Annotated in this window: 1 protein-coding gene; it reads left to right on the top strand. The window is 59.7% G+C overall.

Translation table 11 applies throughout. The features are described from left to right. The coding region (locus tag AC1DY5_RS56835; RefSeq protein WP_478122905.1) for a transposase at positions 1-407 on the top strand (407 nt) is incomplete at its 5' end. Positions 408-1,038: the final 631 nt, after the last annotated feature.

The following is a 1,038-nucleotide window of genomic DNA, read 5'->3' as shown; positions in this document are numbered from 1 at the left end:
CTCACGTCTCGGTCATCGCCGGACTCACGCGCACCAACTGCCTGTTCCGGCTGCACGAGGGCAGCATCAAGAAGGAAGAGATCGTCGAATTCCTCAAGGCGCTGAAGGCCCATCTGAARCAGCCGCTGCTGGTCATCTGGGATGGCTTGAAGGCGCACCGCAGTCGCCTGGTGCGCGAYTATCTGGACAGCCTGGGCGGCCATATCCAGATCGCGTTCCTGCCGCCGTACGCGCCCGACCTCAATCCGGTGGAGTATCTGTGGGCCTGGCTCAAGCGCCATGCCCTGGCCAACTATTGCCCCAACGACCTCGCCGAGCTTCACGGCACTGCGCGCAACAAGCTCAAGAGTGCTCAGAAGCGCCCCTCGATCATCGCCGCCTGCTGGGTGCAGGCCACGCTGTGGTGATGTCATGATTTATGGAAGTCTCAATAGTTTGAGGTCCGGAGCGATATTGCTCCGGACACTCAAGAGGCAATCACATGGCAGACCAACCAGGACAGACAAAGCCCACTCAACCGGGCAATCAGCCAAGCAGCCCAGGGCAGCAAGAGCAAACCAACCCCGGAAAGCAACAGCCCGGTCAAGGTAACCCGAGCACCCCAGAGCAGCCTGGGCAAAAGCCCTGAGGCTGCGTTCCGCCCGGTGTGGCAAATGCCCGGCGGACTCAAATTGCCACCCCGGGGAGTGCCTCAAGTGAAGTCGCGGGTCTCGGTCGCGCGAGCACTGGGCAGGACAACAATCAAGCCAGCGCCCGCAGGTAGCCGGGCGCCGCGCCACCCTTGCTTTCTGATCTCGAAAGCACCTTTTCGTGCTGGGGCTGGTGTGGAAGATCCAGGAAATCCGGCTTTCGTTCAAGCATGAGTGCCCGTCCTCGGTGCTTCAAACCGCGACCGTAAGGCGTTGTTCCGTGCCTTGTCAACAACTCATACTAAATTGCGTTCAAAGATATAGAAGTTATCCATTCGAACCCAGTCATTGACTGGGTTTTCGTTGGATTGGATTCGAGGGCGACGAGCCCGTGGGTCAGGGCGCTTTC

The sequence above is a fragment of the Variovorax sp. P4_D9 genome, from assembly GCF_056401695.1.
This window is presented reverse-complemented; position numbering and strand designations above follow the sequence as displayed.